The 16520-nt window shown below is 63.7% G+C and carries 18 protein-coding genes; 7 read left to right on the forward strand and 11 right to left on the reverse strand.

The window, feature by feature from the left end; all coding sequences use genetic code 11:
- Together ACVIW0_RS31660 and ACVIW0_RS31665 are read left to right on the forward strand one after the other, a co-directional pair.
- Complete coding sequence (locus tag ACVIW0_RS31660) at positions 1-2316, forward strand: xanthine dehydrogenase family protein molybdopterin-binding subunit (protein ID WP_461355927.1); 2316 nt, start codon at positions 1-3, stop codon at positions 2314-2316.
- 54 nt (positions 2317-2370) lie between these two features.
- Positions 2371-2643 (forward strand): hypothetical protein, encoded by a 273-nt coding sequence (locus tag ACVIW0_RS31665; protein WP_461355928.1) that lies wholly within the window; start codon positions 2371-2373, stop codon positions 2641-2643.
- A gap of 69 nt (positions 2644-2712) precedes the next feature.
- On the opposite strand, the gene ACVIW0_RS31670 is transcribed toward ACVIW0_RS31665, so the two are convergent.
- The 3 genes from ACVIW0_RS31670 to ACVIW0_RS31680 all read right to left on the reverse strand — a co-directional run bounded on the left by ACVIW0_RS31670 (position 2713) and on the right by ACVIW0_RS31680 (position 5710).
- On the reverse strand, positions 2713-4443 hold the full coding sequence (locus tag ACVIW0_RS31670) for a methanol/ethanol family PQQ-dependent dehydrogenase (protein WP_461355929.1): 1731 nt from the start codon (positions 4441-4443) through the stop codon (positions 2713-2715).
- A 148-nt stretch (positions 4444-4591) separates the two neighbouring features.
- A complete protein-coding gene (locus tag ACVIW0_RS31675; RefSeq protein WP_461355930.1) occupies positions 4592-5239 on the reverse strand; it encodes a QcrA and Rieske domain-containing protein in 648 nt (215 codons plus the stop codon).
- Positions 5240-5374: 135 nt separating this feature from the next.
- Positions 5375-5710, reverse strand: coding sequence for a hypothetical protein (locus ACVIW0_RS31680; RefSeq protein WP_461357483.1), 336 nt, complete (start codon positions 5708-5710; stop codon positions 5375-5377).
- A gap of 60 nt (positions 5711-5770) precedes the next feature.
- On the opposite strand from ACVIW0_RS31680, the gene ACVIW0_RS31685 reads away from it, so the two are divergent.
- The gene (locus ACVIW0_RS31685) at positions 5771-6751 is read left to right on the forward strand and encodes an RluA family pseudouridine synthase (protein WP_461357484.1); all 981 of its coding nucleotides are present in this window, start codon (positions 5771-5773) and stop codon (positions 6749-6751) included.
- A gap of 216 nt (positions 6752-6967) precedes the next feature.
- Positions 6968-7864 (forward strand): RNA polymerase sigma factor RpoH, encoded by an 897-nt coding sequence (gene rpoH / locus ACVIW0_RS31690; protein WP_050402672.1) that lies wholly within the window; start codon positions 6968-6970, stop codon positions 7862-7864.
- 272 nt (positions 7865-8136) lie between these two features.
- Here rpoH and ACVIW0_RS31695 read toward each other — a convergent pair whose 3' ends face one another.
- The 5 genes from ACVIW0_RS31695 to ACVIW0_RS31715 all read right to left on the reverse strand — a co-directional run bounded on the left by ACVIW0_RS31695 (position 8137) and on the right by ACVIW0_RS31715 (position 11362).
- Positions 8137-8514 carry a VOC family protein gene (locus tag ACVIW0_RS31695; protein ID WP_461355931.1) on the reverse strand — a complete coding sequence of 126 codons (378 nt, stop codon included), beginning with the start codon at positions 8512-8514 and terminating at the stop codon, positions 8137-8139.
- Between the two features lie 577 nt (positions 8515-9091).
- Positions 9092-9550, reverse strand: a complete 459-nt coding sequence (locus tag ACVIW0_RS31700) for a hypothetical protein (protein ID WP_461355932.1) — start codon at positions 9548-9550, stop codon at positions 9092-9094.
- Positions 9551-9578: 28 nt separating this feature from the next.
- On the reverse strand, positions 9579-9947 hold the full coding sequence (locus ACVIW0_RS31705) for a hypothetical protein (protein ID WP_461355933.1): 369 nt from the start codon (positions 9945-9947) through the stop codon (positions 9579-9581).
- 36 nt (positions 9948-9983) lie between these two features.
- Positions 9984-10289 (reverse strand): hypothetical protein, encoded by a 306-nt coding sequence (locus ACVIW0_RS31710; RefSeq protein ID WP_461355934.1) that lies wholly within the window; start codon positions 10287-10289, stop codon positions 9984-9986.
- 146 nt (positions 10290-10435) lie between these two features.
- Positions 10436-11362, reverse strand: coding sequence for a hypothetical protein (locus ACVIW0_RS31715; RefSeq protein ID WP_461355935.1), 927 nt, complete (start codon positions 11360-11362; stop codon positions 10436-10438).
- Positions 11363-11571: 209 nt separating this feature from the next.
- Between ACVIW0_RS31715 and ACVIW0_RS31720 the strand changes: the two genes are divergently transcribed.
- Entirely contained in the window at positions 11572-11982 is a 411-nt protein-coding gene (locus tag ACVIW0_RS31720) for a lysozyme inhibitor LprI family protein (protein WP_461355936.1), read from the forward strand.
- A 235-nt stretch (positions 11983-12217) separates the two neighbouring features.
- Here ACVIW0_RS31720 and ACVIW0_RS31725 read toward each other — a convergent pair whose 3' ends face one another.
- Positions 12218-12733, reverse strand: a complete 516-nt coding sequence (locus ACVIW0_RS31725) for a GAF domain-containing protein (protein ID WP_461355937.1) — start codon at positions 12731-12733, stop codon at positions 12218-12220.
- A 43-nt stretch (positions 12734-12776) separates the two neighbouring features.
- Positions 12777-13403, reverse strand: coding sequence for a PAS domain-containing protein (locus tag ACVIW0_RS31730; protein WP_461355938.1), 627 nt, complete (start codon positions 13401-13403; stop codon positions 12777-12779).
- Positions 13404-13981: 578 nt separating this feature from the next.
- On the opposite strand from ACVIW0_RS31730, the gene ACVIW0_RS31735 reads away from it, so the two are divergent.
- Positions 13982-14374 (forward strand): hypothetical protein, encoded by a 393-nt coding sequence (locus ACVIW0_RS31735; protein ID WP_461355939.1) that lies wholly within the window; start codon positions 13982-13984, stop codon positions 14372-14374.
- A gap of 309 nt (positions 14375-14683) precedes the next feature.
- Positions 14684-15505: a phosphotransferase gene (locus tag ACVIW0_RS31740; protein WP_461355940.1), complete on the forward strand. Its 822-nt coding sequence runs from the start codon at positions 14684-14686 to the stop codon at positions 15503-15505.
- Between the two features lie 9 nt (positions 15506-15514).
- On the opposite strand, the gene ACVIW0_RS31745 is transcribed toward ACVIW0_RS31740, so the two are convergent.
- Positions 15515-16378 (reverse strand): L,D-transpeptidase, encoded by an 864-nt coding sequence (locus ACVIW0_RS31745; RefSeq protein ID WP_461355941.1) that lies wholly within the window; start codon positions 16376-16378, stop codon positions 15515-15517.
- Positions 16379-16520 lie beyond the last annotated feature (142 nt).

Here is a 16520-nt window from a genome sequence, read left to right on the forward strand (position 1 = left end):
ATGAATATCCGCACCAATCCGGGAAAACTTCGCGGCTTCGAGAAGCACGTGAAGGTCGAGAACCTTTCGCGCCGCAGCATCCTCAAGGGCCTCGGCATCGCAGGCTCTTTCGTGCTCGCCGCGCCTGTCATGACGCGCCAGGCGTTCGCCTATGAGACCGGCGCCGGCAAGATGCCGCACGGCGTCGTGGTCGATCCGCGCGTGTTCGTCGCGATCGCGCCCAACGGCACCGTCACCATCCTGGCCCACCGCTCCGAGATGGGAACCGGCGTCCGCACCAGCCTGCCCCTGATCGTCGCCGAGGAGATGGAGGCCGACTGGTCGCGCGTCCATGTGCAGCAGGCGCATGGCGACGAGGTCAAGTTCGGCAACCAGGACACCGACGGCTCGCGCTCGACGCGGCACTATCTGATCCCGATGCGCCAGATCGGCGCCTCGGCGCGCACCATGCTGGAAGCCGCCGCCGCCAAGAAATGGGGTGTGCCGGCGACCGAGGTGAAGGCGCAGAACCACGAGGTGGTGCATAGCGCGAGCGGACGAAAGATCGGCTTCGGCGATCTCGCGGCCGACGCCGCCAAGGAATCGGTGCCGAGCATCGAGGGCCTCAAGCTGAAGGACCCGAAAGACTTCCGCTATCTCGGCAAGGGCCAGGTCTCGATCGTCGATCTGCACGACATCACCACCGGCAAGGCGCATTACGGCGCCGACACCCGGCTGCCCGGCATTAAATACGCTGTCATCGCCCGCCCGCCGGTGACCGGCGGCAAGGTCAAGTCGTTCGATGACAGCGAGGCGCTGAAGGTGCCCGGCGTCGAGAAGGTGATGGAGGTCAAGGGCTGGCCGTGGCCGTCCAAGTTCCAGCCGCTCGGCGGCGTGGCCGTGATCGCGCGCAACACCGGCGCCGCGATCAAGGGCCGCGACGCGCTCAAGATCGTCTGGGATGACGGCGCCAATGCCAAATACGACTCGGTCACCTACCGTGCGTCCCTCGAAGAGGCCGCGCGCAAGCCGGGCCTCGTGGTGCGCAAGGAAGGCGATGTCGATGCCGCGCTGAAGAGCGCCGACAAGGTCATTGTCGGCGAATATTACCTGCCGCATCTCGCCCATGTCAGCATGGAGCCGCCGGTCGCGGTTGCCGACGTCAAGGGCGACAAGGCCGAGATCTGGGCGCCGGTGCAGAGCCCCGGCGGCACCCGCGAGGATGTCGCCAAGACGCTCGGAATCCCCGAGGACAATGTCACCGTGAACGTGACGCTGCTCGGCGGCGGCTTCGGCCGCAAGTCGAAATGCGACTTCGCGCTGGAGGCGGCGTTGCTCTCGAAGGAACTCGGCGCGCCGGTCAAGGTGCAGTGGACCCGTGAGGACGACGTCCATCACGACTTCCTGCACACCGTCTCGGTGGAGCGGATCGAGGCTGGTCTCGACAAGAGCGGCAAGGTGATTGCGTGGCGGCACCGCAGCGTGGCGCCGACCATCGCCTCGACCTTCGCCGCCGGCGCCAACCACGAAGCGCCGTTCGAGCTCGGCATGGGCCTGATCGACAACCCGTTCGAGATCGCCAACCTGCAGTGCGAGAATCCGGAAGCGGCCGCGTTCACGCGGATCGGCTGGTTCCGCTCGGTCTCCAACATCCCACGCGCCTTCGCGGTGCAATCCATGGTCGGGGAAATCGCGCATGCGACGGGCCGCGACCAGAAGGAGATGTTGCTGGAGCTGATCGGATCGCCCCGGATCGTCAACCTGTCCTCGGTGAAGGATCCCTGGAACTACGGCGAGCCCTATGAGAGCTACCCGATCGACACCGCGCGCTTGCGCAAGGTGGTCGAATTGGCCGCCGAAAAGGGCGAGTGGGGACGCACGGTGCCGAAGGGCCACGGCCTCGGCATCGCGGTGCACCGCTCGTTCGTCAGTTACATCGCGACCATCGTCGAGGTGGCGATCGACGACAAGGGCAAGCTCACGGTGCCGCGGGTCGATACCGCGATCGATTGCGGCACTTACGTCAACCCGGAGCGCATCGCCTCGCAGATCGAGGGCGCGGCGATCATGGGGCTGAGTCTGGCCAAATACGGCGAGATCAGCTTCAAGGACGGCAAGGTGCAGCAGAGCAATTTCGACGACTTCCCGGTAATCCGGATGGACGAGTCGCCTGCGATCACCAACGTCTACATCGTGCCGCCGGGCGCGGACACGCCACCCAGCGGCGTCGGCGAACCCGGCGTGCCGCCGTTCGCGCCGGCCTTGATCAACGCGATCTTTGCCGCCACCGGCAAGCGCATCCGCGCGCTGCCGATCGGCAAGCAGCTGGAGATTTGAGGCTGGAACGTTAGGCGGGACGGGTCGTTCTCATCGGTCCACTGGAGCAGATCGATGAGAACCCCACGTCAATCATTCGGGACGCTCGCGGCCATCCTGTCCGCGGGCGTCGTTGTTTTTGCGGCACAAACCGCACTCGCGCAAACCACGTCGCCACCGCCCACAACTGCGACGCGGCCAGCCAGGGTGCTGCCCGACCAGACGTCGGAGCCGAGCAACGGCCCGCCATCAACCGCGGACCAAACCACCGGCGAGGCCAGCAAGGATCCCAAGATCAAGCAGATGAACCAGGACGCGAAAAGCAAAGTCGAGCGAGAGGGCAAATAACGCAAAGCGCAGACCGGGAAGCGGCGGTCTCCCCAACCGCCGCTTCCCGATCGCATCGCCCCCTGTCGCTTACTTCTTGTCGAGCGCGAACACCCAGATTACGCCGCCTTGCGGGACGTTGTTCTCGAAGCCCGCAACCTTGCCGGCGAGCGCATCCTGGATGCGCTGCGCGTCGACGCCCCAGCCCGACTGGACCGCGATGTATTGCGTTCCGTCGACCTCATAGGAAATCGGCATCGCCATGATGCCGGAGTTGGTCTTCTGCTCCCACAGCAGCTCGCCGGTCTTGGCGTTGAAGATGCGGAACATCCGGTCGTTGGTGCCGCCGGCGAGAACCAGGTCGCCCGCGGTCGCCGTCACCGAGCCGAACAGCTGCGAGGTCTTGTAGTTGTGCTGCCAGACCTTCTTGCCGGTGGCCGGGTCCCACGCCTGCAACTCGCCGAAATGGTCGGCGTTCGGTGCCGGCGTCAGTCCGATGTCTTCGGGCTTGGTGCCGAGCCAGAGCTGGCCGGGAACCAGCGGGGTCTTCTCGCCCGTGAAGCCGCCGCAGAAATTCTCGTTGGCGGGAACATAGACGAGCTTGGTGTTCTGGCTGTACGCCGCCGACGGCCAGTCCTTGCCGCCCCACAGCGACGGGCAGAACTCGACCCGCTTGCCGAGCACCGGCTTGTGCGCGGGATCGACGATCGGCCGGCCGGTCTCGGCTTCGATGCCCTTCCAGACGTCAGTCTTCACGAACGGCCAGCCGGCGACGTAGTTGATCTTGTCGGGTTTGTTCTCGAGCACCCAGAAGATCGCGTCGCGTCCCGGGTGGACCAAGCTCTTGAACGAACGCCCGTCCCGCTGCAGGTCGATCAGCATCGGCGCCTCGACCTCGTCCCAGTCCCAGGAATCGTTCTGATGATACTGGAAGTGAGTCTTGATCTTGCCGGTCGCGGGATCCAGCGCAAGCACGGAGCTCGTGTAGAGGTTGTCGCCAGGATGTCCGGATCCCGGCCACGGCGCAGCATTGCCGACGCCCCAATAGACCGTCTTGCTGTCCTTGTCGTAGTTGCCGGTCATCCAGGCCGATCCACCGCCCGACTTCCAGTCGTCGCCGCTCCAGGTCTCATGGCCGGGCTCGCCTTCGCCGGGGATGGTGAAGGTGCGCCAGAGCTCCTTGCCGGTGTCGGCATCGTAAGCGACGACATAACCGCGTACGCCGAACTCGCCGCCGGAGCCGCCCACGATCACCTTGCCGTCGACCACCAACGGCATCAGCGTCAGGTATTGCCCCTTCTTGTAGTCCTGCACCTTGGTGTCCCAGACCACCTTGCCGGTCTTGGCATCTAGCGCGACGACGTGGTCGTCGGTGGTCGCGAGGTAGAGTTTGTCCTGCCACAGGCCGACGCCGCGGCTGGTGGGGTGTAGCTGGAACAGATCGTCGGGAAGCTGCCGCTTGTAACGCCAGTGCTCTTCGCCGGTCTTGGCGTTGAGGGCGATCACCTGCCCCATCGGTGTCGCGACGAACATCACGCCGTTGTTGACGATCGGCGGCGCCTCATGGCCTTCGATGACGCCGGTCGAGAAGGTCCAGACCGGCTTGAGGTCCTTGACGTTGGACGTGTTGATCTGATTGAGCGGACTATACCCCTGTCCATCATAGGTCCGGCGATAGAGCATCCAGTTGCCGGGTTCGGGATTTTCGAGACGCGCTGACGTCACCGAACTGTAGTTTTCGATCGGCCCAGCGACGGCGTAGGTCGAGACGAGGCACGTGAACGCGACACAACTCGACAGTAACCACTGCTTGCTTGTCATGAGATGCTACCTCCCTGCTCTGTTTTGTTTTTTCAATCTTGTTCGAGCATGATCTCCGGCCAAACGCGTTCCGCGCTTGTCGCGCGGAAAAACCGCTTCGCACTTATCCGGATCATGCTTTAGGTCATGCAGAAATCCCGGTGCGGCCTCATCCTCCCTGCTGAGCACCCACCTTTCCAACGAATGGCGCTGCGACCGTGATCGCGCCGTCGGCCACCGTCAGCGGCAATGCCGCGAGGCGACGTGGCGCCGGCCCGAACACGACCTGCGCATTCTGCCGCGGATCGTATTCGGAGTTGTGACAGAGGCATTTCAGGACGTTCTTGTCGCCCTGCTCCTGCTTCAGCCAAGCGGTAATCGGACATCCGGCATGGGTGCAGATGACGGAGTAGCAGACGATGCCGTCGGCCGCGCGGGCGCGCGTCGCATCGTCCATCTCGTTCGGATCGAGCTTAACCAGCACGACCTCGTTGAGCCGCGAACCCTTGCGGATGACCGAGGTCTTCGGATCCTGCGGCCAGGCGCGAAGCGGCGGTCCACCGAGCTTCAGGTCATCCGGCTTGATGACCTGGCCGGCCTTGTCGCCTTCGGCGCGCACCAGCAGATCGGCCTTTTGCGGCCGCTCACTGGCGCCCGGCTGTTCCTCGTCGTCGGCGGCTGCGGGCTCGATCGCGGCAAGACACGCGCAGCCCGCAAGCGCGGTCAACAGCGCGCGGCGCGTCGGCTCGGTGCACGCCGGCGCTGCATCGGATTCACCGGGCCGTTCGATGGCAGCGCTGGGGTTGGATTGCGGCATGGCGCAAGCTGAACGTGCAACTCGGCCAAAAAGATGGCGGCATACCTTCTCGATGCGCGAACGCAGGCGCAAAAAATATGCAGGAGATAGTTTGCAGCCTTTGGTCGATCGCGCGCAGCTTCGCGATTGCGAACGTCAGGGCTCGTTGACGAAGCTCAACCTGCCGGCAGGTTTCAGCGTCTTTGCATCAAATGTGCGGATCTCTGTTGCACCGCCTATATCGAGTGTGACCGCCAGCCGCTCGCCGGCGACGCCGGTTGCGACGATGCGGGCGCCCTTCGGCAGCGCAGCAGTGACGTCGGAGACCGAAACAGGGCTTCCCTCGCTGCGATAAAGGCGGTAGCCGATGGCAATCAACACGACGGCCACGGCCAGTGCCGAGGTCAGGCCCGCGATCAGCATCATGCGCCGCACCCGCGCGATCAGCGCGGCCTGGTCGGGGGTCGGTTCGGTCACAGCGGTGTCGGTCATCACAAGGCTCTATCTTTGCAAGTTACGTCGCAGCAGGTCACTTCGAATGGCGGTCAAAAGCTGGAGGTCATCGTCGCTGGCGACGAGGGCTCGGCCCGGCTCGACCGCGTGCTCGCACAGCGCACTCCGGAGCTGTCGCGGTCCCGGCTGAAAGCGCTGATCCTCGCCGGTTCCGTGACCGTCAAGGACGCCGTCGTCCGCGACCCCGCTTATCATGTCGTCCGGGGCGATACGATCATAATCGACGTGCCGGAGGCCGCGCCCGCCGAGCCGAAGGGCGAGGATATCGCGCTCGATATCGTGTTCGAGGACGACGACATCATCGTCATCGACAAGCCGAGGGGCCTGGTCGTGCATCCCGCCGCCGGGCACGCCACCGGCACGCTGGTCAATGCGCTGATCGCGCATTGCGGCACCAGCCTGTCCGGCATCGGCGGGGTCAAGCGGCCGGGCATCGTGCACCGGCTCGATAAGGACACCACGGGGCTGATGGTGGTGGCCAAGAACGACCACGCCCACGCGTCGCTGACCGCGCAGTTCGCCGACCATGGCCGCACCGGTTCGATGGAGCGCGGCTACATGGCGTTCGCCTGGGGCGTGCCGAACCGGCCGCACGGCACCATCGACGCGCCGATCGACCGCCACCCGCATGCCCGCGAGAAGATGGCGGTGCGCCAGGGCGGCCGCGAGGCGATCACCCATTTCGAGGTGCTCTCGAGCTTTGCCGGCCGCGACGGCAAGCCGGTCGCCTCGCTGCTGGCCTGCCGGCTCGAGACCGGACGGACCCATCAGATCCGGGTCCACCTCGCCCATCTCGGCCACCCCTTGATGGGCGACAGCGTCTACGGCCCGCACTTCAAGACCAAGGCCGGCCATCTCGGGCCGGAAGGCAAGCACGCACTTACCGCGCTCGACCGGCAGGCCCTCCACGCCTATCTGCTGGCTTTGGAGCACCCCCGCACCGGGGAACTTTTGCACTGGGAGTCGCCTTTGCCGGAGGATTTGCTTCTCCTGCAACGGGCGCTGGCAGCGGCGGTATGACGCACCCCTTCCGGAAAAGCCTCGTTTTGACAAGAGGTTATACCTGCCACACGGGGACGTGACGTCAGCAATCCTTCCCTATCACGGACCGTTTGGTGTATGTTGCACCTGCGCTGAATATCCAGCGCGGAACATCGCAGCCTGGCCGGCTTTAACCCAGCGGCCACCTGCCGGGCCCGCCGCTATCGGGGGCCTGAACCACTGGAGGGCGCTCGAATGGCCCGTACAGCTACGTTGCCGGTTCTCAATGGAGAATCCGGCCTTTCTAGATACCTCGCCGAGATCCGCAAGTTCCCCATGCTGGAGCCCCAGCAGGAGTACATGCTCGCCAAGCGTTGGCGCGAGCATGACGATCGCGACGCGGCGCATAAACTCGTCACCAGCCATCTCAGGCTCGTGGCGAAGATCGCCATGGGCTATCGCGGCTACGGCTTGCCGATCTCCGAGGTCGTCTCGGAAGGCAATGTCGGCCTGATGCAGGCGGTGAAGCGATTCGAGCCCGAGAAGGGCTTCCGTCTCGCCACTTACGCCATGTGGTGGATCAAAGCGTCAATACAAGAGTACATCCTGCGTTCATGGTCGCTCGTGAAGATGGGCACCACCGCGAACCAGAAGAAGCTGTTCTTCAACCTGCGCAAGGCGAAGAGCAAGATCTCGGCCTTGGAAGAGGGTGATCTCCACCCCGACCAGGTGAAGCTGATTGCCAAGCGCCTCGGCGTGACCGATCAGGACGTGATCGACATGAACCGCCGCCTCGGCGGCGACGCGTCGCTCAATGCCCCGATCCGCGACGACGGCGAAGCCGGCGAATGGCAGGACTGGCTGGTCGACAACTCGCCCAACGCCGAAGCCATGATGGCCGAGAGCGAGGAGTTCGATCATCGCCGCCAAGCGCTGACCGGTGCGATCGGCGTGCTCAACCCGCGCGAACGCCGCATCTTCGAGGCGCGGCGCCTGGCGGACGAGCCGATGACGCTGGAAGACCTCGCCGCCGAGTTCGGCGTGTCGCGCGAGCGCGTGCGGCAGATCGAGGTCCGGGCCTTCGAAAAGGTGCAGTCGGCCGTCAAGGGCACGATTGCCCGGCAGGAAGCAGCGCTCGAAGCCGCGCATTAAGCGCGCGGCGGCGAACGAGCCGACAGACACGAAAGCCGGCGGCAACGCCGGCTTTTTTGTTGCCTGTAGGACAGCGATACCCATCATCCCACCACGCGGCACAAGGTCGAAGGGTATCGCTTCCGCTCCACCCTTCCTACGCGGCTCGTTCTTGGCATGATGCGCACGCAGCTCGATCGAGAACGTACCTGCCAGCGAATCTCCGTGTCGGCTTCAGGAGTCGACAACAGAGGCGCTCCTGGCCATGTCGGCGATGGGGCGGAATGGACGAACTATCGCGCTCCGGCGCGGAGACGGGTCGGCCAACCGACACGGACCAACGTTTCATCCGGGTCAGAGATCGCAAATTCGTACATCCCCCACGGCTTGTCCTCGGGCGTTCGCTGAAATTCGCGTGCCACAGCATCAACACTCTCGAGGTGAAGATAAAGCCCATAAGGGTTTCTGCCCGGGATTAGCCATCCCTCGACCGCGTCCGTCAGGCGTAGATATCCGCCCTTCCCGTTCGACAGCATGCGATAGGTGTCGGGCTCTCCCGGAGCGGGCCTTTCGCTGTCCGGGCGGGTAAAGCCCAGTCGATTGTAGAAGCGCTCCGACGCATCAAGGTCGTTGCACGGCAGGATCGCGGTCAAAGTTCCGGAAGGGCTCATTGGTGCACTCCGACTTCATGCAGCGGCCGCGTCCGTGACGGACACCCGACGAATTGAATGTCTGCCTGTTCTCTGGTCGTAGATCCAGTCTTTAGGATGGCTGGAGCCCAGCGATACCCATCAACCTCCTGCGGGGTGGGATGACGGGTATCGCTTCGCTCCAGGCGCCAGCGTCCCCCGCTTCGTCGGCGCCATCAGGCGGCTATAGCCGGCTACGTCCGCGGCCAGAATTGCCGACGATCTCCGATCGAGGCGTTCTGCCAACAGCATCACTCCGGGAAGGCTCCCGCCAGCATATCGGAGGTACCAGATTGCAAAATACCGCGGCCGACCTTTCGAGCGTGTGAGCCCGTTCACACGACGGTCAAGACCGCTTCAGCACCGCATCTCGGAAGGGAGCGATCCACCCCCGGCGATCAGAAGCGCTGCGATCGGCGAGGCAGCGCACAGTCCCGCGCGGCGCAGGACGCCGCGCCCGGCACGCAGATGCCGCCGCACTTCGCGCTGATGTCGCAGCCGAGGGACATTGCCCCGCGGAAGCCGGCTATGGACAACAAGTCGATCTCGACCGCCGAGCCTAATGCGTTTCCGCGGAAATGCGATAGGCTTGATGGCAGGCAACACAATTCCTCATCGTATCGGCAAGCGTCTTGTTGATTTTTGCCGCCGGCGCACGCGCAGCCGCCTGCTCGGCGATCTGGTCAAAGCCGCTCCGGACCGAGCCGATCATCGCCTTCCAGGCGTCGCTTTCCTTGGCAGCCAGGGTCGGCGGCCGGACCAGCGCGGCATTGGCCTTGCGGCCGCGCGCCGCTGCTTCACGCGCGACCAGATCCAGATCTCCCGACCCAAGCCCTTCCTCGACCTCCACGATGGAGGCCAGGAACAGCCGCATTTGCTCCAGCACGAAGGCTTTCTCCGTGTCGGTTCGCTGCACGGGCTCTCGCGTATCGGTCGTTTCGTCAGCCCGTGCCGGAGACGCAATTGCACCAAGCAATGCAGCCAGGGTGATGACGATCGGAGTGATCCGGTAACGCATGATGCAAGTCCAATGTCTCATGGCCGGATTACTTTCGCTCCACCAGAAGCGCTCGACAGTCCGTGTCGCCGACGTTTTCAGCCGTATGCGAGGCAGTGATGGGCCCCGCGCTGGCCGCTCCGGCCTTGTTCTTCAGTTCGCGCGTCGTGCCGTCCGGATTGTGAACCCGCACGGTGCAATCATCGAGCGCATAGACCACGAAGGGGAGCGGATGCGAATGCGGCTTGTCCGTCTCACCCTTCTTCCAGGTCGCCGCGATCACACGAAAGTTTTGATCTTCGAAGATGACCTTATAGACCGTCGGGGCGGACTGGTAGGAGGGAGGAGCGTCCTGCGCCGCGGCCGAACCGATCCAGATAGCCGCAACACTTAGTCCGAGCATCGAACGTCTGACCATCAACAAACCCTTTCCGAAAAAATCCAGGTTAAGTCGCTAAAGGAGACCCTGGGCGGCGGCATTGTCGCGATCGACCTGGCGTTGCCGGACAATCGACAGCTCTCTGCTGCAGGCGACGAACGTGTCCGTGCCCGCGCCCATTCCGAACTTTCCGCAGAATTGGCGATCTTCGTCAGCGACCCTCCTCACGAGGTCATCGTGTGCGGCGGCGCGCATGGCAGGACCTGCGACGAAGACGGCGTACAGGCCAAAAGCGGCCATGATCGCAATAAACACGGCGTATACAAGCGGACGGAGCGGCCCCGCAGTGGAGCCGTGCACGCCGCTATCGATCTCGGTCATCAAAAAATTCCTCAGGAAATGAAACTGAAAAATAAACCGGCCCATGGGGGCAAGGTCGGACCGCAGATAAATCTAGCCTTTCCGAGCGAGACGCCGTCGGAAAACTTTGCGCCTATCGAAGGCGCCGGGAAAAGCTGCGGACAGAGTCAACCCACGGTCAACAGGCGAGCGGCGGAGCGGCGCTGGGTCTCGGTCCAATCACGCATCGCCACGATATTGACCGCATCGTGCAGATACATTCCAACCGCAAGGCCACGATCGTAGCTCGCCCAGTGGCGCGGCGTGATCTCGATGCTCCGGCCGCCGCGCCCAATGATCCTGACGAGGCCGGCCGCCTGCGCGGCGTTCATCAGATTGCGGATATGGGTTCGCGAAACGCCGAAGCGATCAGCCACATTCATGTAGGGAATGGCCGCGGTCGGATCACCCGCATCCATTGCAGCATTCAGGACCGCATTTTGAATCAGCGGCCCCGCGGCATGGGAAAAGAACAGCATCGTATCCGGCAGCGTCATCATGAGGCGAACGGAGACCGGAAAGAACGGCAGGCCGACGCGGCAGTGGGTGACGTTAAAGGCCTGATTTCGGGACAACACCGGGCTGTAGTCATGATCGGGGTACAATTTGGCAAGCGGCACGAAGTGGGTCGCAAGCCACTCGGCATGATGCGAGCGCAGCTTGTCCGTGGTCGCCAGGAGCCGGACGCGCCGGTCGGCCGGCGCGCGGCTCTGCGAGATGAATCCGACCTCGCACAGCCGTGCCAGCAGATGATCCACCTGCCGGTCACTCGCGTTTCCGTGCATATTGAGCTGCCGCTTCAGCGCGGTGACCGTGAACCAGGTTTCGCGGCGGGCCGGGTCCTGTCCGGCTTCGAGCACCGCTGCGCTCAGAAAAACGAGGAATCGGCCGGCCTGGAGCAGCAGGCGAACCAGGAACGGATCACCCTCGTACAAATCGCAAAAGGCCTCGATATAGGCGCGCCGCGCTTCCGGCAGCCGAGGATGGTTTACGATCTCGTCGAAGCTCAGCCGCAACCGGCGGCCCGCCAGGCGCTCAAGTTCGTCTCGTTCCAAGGCTGCCCCCAGTCTTGACTTTGCCGAGGGTATAACACCACCGCTAGCTGGGCAATGCCTTCCTGCAGTTCTGGCTGCTGTGCAACGGGGCTACGCCGCCGCACGTTGCGCGGACCCGTTGGCTCCAACGGGCTACTTCATCGCCGCCGCAAAAGCGACACGAAATCACTGCGCCATTGCGCGTCGTTAAACGATAGGCGTCCTCCCCCGTGACCTTCAAATATGGCCTTGTCGGCCTGCTCGTGACCATCGCTGCATGCGCCCATGCACAATCGGACGACGAGATGGCAGCATGCGTCGATCGTGCGGACGGTGTTTCAAGCAAGATGCTCGATTGCGGCAAGACCGAGATCGACAAATGGGATGCCCGGCTGAACGCCGCATACCGGCTGCTGCTGCATCGAGAAGGCGGCGCAGGGCGCGTGAGGCTGCAGGCAGAGCAGAGGGCCTGGCTCTCTCATCACTTGAGCGAAACCCGCCGTCTCGCGAGCGACCCTGATGCGGGCTCAGGGGCTTTCATGACATCGCAGAGCTTCGAGTTGAATGACATCGCCAAACGCACCCGCGAATTGGAACGCGCGTTGGCAACGCACGCTGATCCGAATCGCCTCAGCCGCTGAGATGACTGCATCTGTCGGATCGGCGGAGCCAACGGGTCCGCGCAGCGTGCGGTTCGATGATAAACTCCGCGATACCCATCATCTCACCTCGCAGCAGAAGATTGATGGGTATCGCTTCGCTCCACCCATCCTACGGGCTGGCTTTTGACATGGTGCCAAGAGGTGCTCCTGGCCATGTCGGCTGAGGGCAGCGGTTCGAATCGTTCGACGCGGTTGGTCGGCCGTCGTTTTGCGGTTATGCAAACACCGTGTGCTGTGGCCGACGCATGGCAAAGCCGTCCAAATCCAGAAAAATCGATCTCTCGGCGCGCGCGCGAAGTATGTTGTGAGCTGTTCGCATGGCCAAGCTCCTGATCGAACTCAGTTGCTCTTCACTCGGAGCACGTTGGCCATGCGTCGAGAGGACCCCCACAAGAGCGCCAGAATTGGTGAGAAGCGGAGTTGACTGTACAGCCTTGAAACCGGCCCGTTCGGCGACATTCCGAAACGGTAGAAATCGTGGGTCTAGCGTGACGTCATGGATAACGACCGGCTGCCGATTGAAAAGCGCGCGACCGCAAGCACACCCGTCGCGGATCGTTACACGCTGGAAGCAGTCGAGAAACTCTTCGGTAAAGCCCTGCTGGGCCATGATCTCCAGGTGACCCATCTTCCAATCGATGAGTTGGATGTTGCCGAGCTCTTGACCTGTGATGGCCAAGGCCTCGCTCAGCGCTGATTGCAGCAGCGGTAGTTCGGAAACGTCATGCATCGATCAAGCCCTCAACCCAAACCAGCGTCGAACAGCGCGCCTTTTACCTTTGGCAGGCAGGGAGTTTTGATGAGGGCAAGCTTTCCTCGATCAAGGCGCGCGACACCAAGATTGCCTCACGCGTTTCCCTTACAAGCTCGCGCGCCTCAAAGATTGCCCGGTCGGCCGACTGCAAGAGCGCCTCAGACGAAGAAGGCGGCGGACCGGCTGTCTTGGCCTTTCGGGCCAGAACGGCGGTGGTTGCGTCGGTGACATGATGGACCACCGCAACGATTGAGCCGTCGTCATCAAGCACCGGCCAGTTTTTGGGATGCCAATAGCGGACCTGCCACGGTCGCCCCTCAGGCTGGATGTCATATCTCTGGAGAGGCATGACCTGCCCACGTTTTCTGTGAAGGACCTTCCCGAACGACGCGGCCAGATTGGCTACGCCGTCCGCATGTGTCAGATGTGGATTGTCGGGGAAGGCATCGAACATGTCCAAGCCGGCAAGCGTATCTCGCGAGCGAGAGACGCCGCCGAGATAGGCGTCATTGCCGTCGACAATCTTCAGGTCCGGCGTGAGCAAAAGTATCGGGACGGGGCATTGCTCGAATAGCCGATGCCATGCGTCTTGTGCACCCGCCATCAAAGCTTTCGGCGAGCGGAAGTTCGGTTGCATAGTCGTCATGGTCGACCTGTGCGCTCAGACTGCCCCCTACTCTCAACTTTAGCCCACATCGCTTTTTTCGACCATCGAAGGCGGCACCGTAGAATTACTGCTCTCATTTGCCACGGAACCACTCATTCGAAGGTGCAGAACCAGCGAGCCGACGAGTTCAATCATCGCGACACAGCTGGAGAATACGTTCGGCCATGCCGGTGGGCTCGAACGGTTTTTCAAATCTCACCACATCCGAGAACCGCGACGGAAGGGTGCTGACGAACTGAAGAGCCGAGGCATCCCGCTCGTCTTCGCGACGGGCTACTCACAAGAGGCGCCCGCCCTGCGCGCTGCGTCCAGGACGAAGACGCTTGTCGCGGGCCTCTTGCGGGTGTATGTGCTGCCGCCCCGGGGCGCGATGTCGCGCCCTTTCTGTTCAGCGCTCATCAGGGAGGCGGCATGAAGTACAGATCGATACGTTCCGACCGCCGCCCATCCAGGATCGGCTAGCGGTCACGCGCTGAGTGCCGCTTCGCGGCTGCTCTTCCATTCATCACGTCTGGCTGCGAGGGGCGTGACGCAACACGGCGTCGCGCCGTGTCGTCATGTATTTGCGGTTCGTTACGCCGCTCATCCACCCGCACAGCCGCGTGGAGAGCGGCTTCTTTCGTGCGGCCTGGTATATCTACCGGAACGACGCTCCGGATTGGATCCGGCAGGAGCTGTCCGACCAGTTCGACTGGTTCGGACAGCATTTGCCGATTCCGGGGCGCATCGCGCGACACTTCAAGCGGCGCGATTCGATCTGGGGGATCTGCTGGTTCGATCCCGAAGCCCGCGAGGCGATCAGCCGCGCGCGCTACTGCGCCTGGCTTCTCGAAGAGGGCGGCCTGCCGGTGCGCGCGATCACCACCTCGCGGCAGCGCGAAGTGCTCTGGCGCGACGCGCACCAGATCGTCACCAAGCCGTCGGCCGACCTGCCCAGGGCATTCTCCTGACGAAGGTCGGCCGGAGCCTGTGGGATGGATGGAGCCAACGGGTCCGCGCAGCGCGCCACGATACCCATCAATCTTTTGCCGGTGGGATGATGGGTATCGCTGCGCTCCACCCATCCTACGGGGCCACGAATGTCCGCATCAGCCTCGGCAGCGGAAGGGCCAGAACCGAACCCGTCTCAAACCGCTGCGCGATTCTGGCAAACGCTTCGGCCGGGCACAAGCCACGATCATGGCTGGCAGCCAGGATCGCGGGAGCGTTCACTTTTGGCTGCCGGGCGTGCTTGATCGCGACCGGCGGGAGGACAGGCGATGCGGGGATCCCTCGGCGAGAAGATCAACCAGGGCGGCACGGCGGATATCCACGCCTGGGCGCCAGGTCAGGTCGTAAAACTGTTCAGAGAAGGTTTCTCGCCGCGGCTCGGCCGGCAAGAGGCGCGGATCACCCGCGCGGTCTCCGCCGCCGGGTTGCCTGCACCGGAGGTGTTCGGCGAGGTGACGCTCGACGGACGCTTCGGCATCGTGCTCGGCCGCCTCGACGGACCGACACTGCTGCAACTCACGCGCAGCGGCGACGTGACGTTCGCCGAGGCGGGCGCGATCATCGCGTCTCTCGTCCGGTCCGTTCACAGAATGGCGCCGCCGCCGGAGGCCATCGATCTGCGCCGCTGGATGGAGAGCGCCTTCAGGCACTCGGGCGACATCGTGCCCAGGCACATCGCTTCCGGCATCCTCGCGCTGATCGACCGCCTGCAGCAGCCGGGGGACGGGCTGTGCCATGGCGACATCCACCCCAACAACGTGATCATGACGGCGGATGGTCCGCGGCTGATCGACTGGACCTTTTCGATCCGCGCGCCGGCGGCTTTCGATCATGGACACTTTCACATCAACCTGACCGAGTTCGCCCTCGACGTCACCGACAATCCGCAGCGGCCGCTTGCGGTCCATGCGGCCGCGCAATCCGAGTATGCGCGGCTGTCCGGCGTGCCGGTCGCGGCGCTGACGCAGGCGATGCAGACCTGGCTGCCGATCGCGATCGTGCGCTACTTCGTGCTGATGGGCGGGCCGACAAGCGAGCGATGGCAGCGGATGATGCAGCGCGCCGAAGCGGCGCTGCGCCTGCCGGACTAAATCCTTGGGTTACTGCGCCTCGGCCAGTTCCGGTCGGGATGCCTGCATCTGCGCGTTGGCGGCCAAGGGCCGGTTCGACGGCGGCCGCAGCGCGGCGTCGGACGGCGCTCCCTCAGATGGCCGATGCGCAGCGGTTGCCGGCAGCACGATCACCTTGGCTCCGACCTTCACCCGCTCATAGAGGTCCATGACGTCGTCATTAGTCAGCCGGATGCAGCCCGACGAAACCCGCTTGCCGATCGTGTCGGGCTTGTTGGTGCCGTGAATTCGATATTCGGTCTCGCCGAGATACATCGCCCGCGCGCCGAGCGGATTGCCGGGACCGCCTGCCATGAACCGCGGCAGATAGGGTTGCCGCGTCAGCATCTCTGCCGGCGGACGCCAATCCGGCCATTCCGTCTTGCGGGCCACGGTCTGTTCACCGGACCAGGTGAAACCTTCACGGCCGACCCCGATGCCGTAGCGCATCGCCTGCCTGTCGTTCAGAACGAGGTAGAGGAACGTATTTCCGGTATCGATGACGACGGTTCCTGGCGCCTGATGGCTGGCGTAGTCGACCACCTGCCGAACGAGTTTTCCGGGACCATCAACGGCTTTGGGTGGCTCGACCAGGGGCGCAGGCGCCGGAACTGGGACTGGAGCCGGGGTTGGCGCCGGCGCCGCGACGCGAACCGGAGTTGAGGTGTGAGCCGGCGCTGCCGGTGCCACGGCCTGCTGCGCGGGAGGCTTGCGTGTTTGCTGAACGCTCGCCGGGCGCGACAGTAAACCATACCCCAATGCAGCAGCGGCGATGACGCCGATTGCAACTCTCCCGGCCACCGGTATGGCGAGCGCCTCTGTCTTTTTCTTTCCGCGTTTGGTCCGCTGACCCATGTCTTTCCCCAGATCCCTGTGCCTGGAGAACTAGCCAGCAAACTCTAACAAACTTCGAAGCGATGTCGCTCGGGCTGGATATCGTTAAGCGTCGTTAACGCCGGCACTTGTTCGACAGCTCAAGAGGTGAGAGTGACGGACC

Source organism: Bradyrhizobium sp. USDA 4454 (assembly GCF_054822705.1).

Bases quoted from the DNA above. Each gene is read 5' to 3' on its own strand.
- ACVIW0_RS31660 (WP_461355927.1), top strand. From the start codon at position 1: ATGAATATCCGCACCAATCCGGGAAAACTTCGCGGCTTCGAGAAGCAC.
- ACVIW0_RS31680 (WP_461357483.1), bottom strand. From the start codon at position 5,710: ATGACCGACACCGCTGTGACCGAACCGACCCCCGACCAGGCCGCGCTG.
- ACVIW0_RS31700 (WP_461355932.1), bottom strand. From the start codon at position 9,550: ATGCGTTACCGGATCACTCCGATCGTCATCACCCTGGCTGCATTGCTT.
- ACVIW0_RS31745 (WP_461355941.1), bottom strand. From the start codon at position 16,378: ATGGGTCAGCGGACCAAACGCGGAAAGAAAAAGACAGAGGCGCTCGCC.
- ACVIW0_RS31705 (WP_461355933.1), bottom strand. From the start codon at position 9,947: ATGGTCAGACGTTCGATGCTCGGACTAAGTGTTGCGGCTATCTGGATC.
- ACVIW0_RS31665 (WP_461355928.1), top strand. From the start codon at position 2,371: ATGAGAACCCCACGTCAATCATTCGGGACGCTCGCGGCCATCCTGTCC.
- ACVIW0_RS31730 (WP_461355938.1), bottom strand. From the start codon at position 13,403: ATGACGACTATGCAACCGAACTTCCGCTCGCCGAAAGCTTTGATGGCG.
- rpoH (WP_050402672.1), top strand. From the start codon at position 6,968: ATGGCCCGTACAGCTACGTTGCCGGTTCTCAATGGAGAATCCGGCCTT.
- ACVIW0_RS31740 (WP_461355940.1), top strand. From the start codon at position 14,684: ATGCGGGGATCCCTCGGCGAGAAGATCAACCAGGGCGGCACGGCGGAT.
- ACVIW0_RS31670 (WP_461355929.1), bottom strand. From the start codon at position 4,443: ATGACAAGCAAGCAGTGGTTACTGTCGAGTTGTGTCGCGTTCACGTGC.
- ACVIW0_RS31675 (WP_461355930.1), bottom strand. From the start codon at position 5,239: ATGCCGCAATCCAACCCCAGCGCTGCCATCGAACGGCCCGGTGAATCC.
- ACVIW0_RS31695 (WP_461355931.1), bottom strand. From the start codon at position 8,514: ATGAGCCCTTCCGGAACTTTGACCGCGATCCTGCCGTGCAACGACCTT.
- ACVIW0_RS31735 (WP_461355939.1), top strand. From the start codon at position 13,982: ATGTATTTGCGGTTCGTTACGCCGCTCATCCACCCGCACAGCCGCGTG.
- ACVIW0_RS31710 (WP_461355934.1), bottom strand. From the start codon at position 10,289: ATGACCGAGATCGATAGCGGCGTGCACGGCTCCACTGCGGGGCCGCTC.
- ACVIW0_RS31725 (WP_461355937.1), bottom strand. From the start codon at position 12,733: ATGCATGACGTTTCCGAACTACCGCTGCTGCAATCAGCGCTGAGCGAG.